This is a genomic window from Laedolimicola sp., assembly GCF_051972735.1.
Taxonomy (GTDB): Bacteria; Bacillota; Clostridia; order Lachnospirales; family Lachnospiraceae; genus Laedolimicola; species Laedolimicola intestinihominis.
Window position 1 is genome coordinate 1 of record NZ_JBOKYU010000097.1, and the last position, 640, is coordinate 640.

Consider the following 640-nt stretch of genomic DNA (forward strand, 5'->3'; position numbering starts at 1 on the left):
GTCTATAGCCTTATCTGGGAAGAAACGGTCTGTAATATATCTGTCGGTCAGCTTAACACATGTTTCCAACGCTTCATCACTATAGGTAACCTCATGGAATTTCTCATAGGTACCCTTGATGTTATGAAGTATCCGCAGTGTTTCCTCCGGTGTTGTAGGATTGATGATTATCTTTTGGAATCGTCGTTCCAGTGCACCGTCTTTCTCAATACTCTTGCGATATTCGTCCAGTGTTGTTGCACCGATACATTGTATTACTCCACGAGCCAGAGCCGGTTTCAGGATGTTGGCTGCGTCCATGGCACCTTCTGCTCCTCCGGCACCAATGAGTGTATGAATTTCATCGATGAACAGGATGATTTCCGGGTGCGTCTCCAGTTCGTTCACGATTCCCTTGATACGTTCTTCGAAAGAACCGCGATATTTGGTGCCAGCAACAAGACCTGTTAGATCCAGGCTGATGACACGCTTGTCAAAGAGGAGTGGGGCAGACTGGTGGTTCTTGATGAGTTGGGCTAAACCTTCAACGATTGCACTCTTACCCACACCTGGTTCACCAATGAGAACAGGATTGTTCTTCTTGCGGCGTCCCAGAATCTCCATCACTCTCTGCACCTCGTTTTCTCTTCCAACCATTGGG

At 47.3% G+C, this 640-nt stretch carries 1 protein-coding gene; it reads right to left on the bottom strand.

Annotated features, from left to right (window positions below; all coding sequences use genetic code 11):
* Nucleotides 1-640 (bottom strand): AAA family ATPase (locus ACTRC3_RS11745; protein ID WP_440323196.1); only part of this gene is annotated, 640 nt, incomplete at both ends.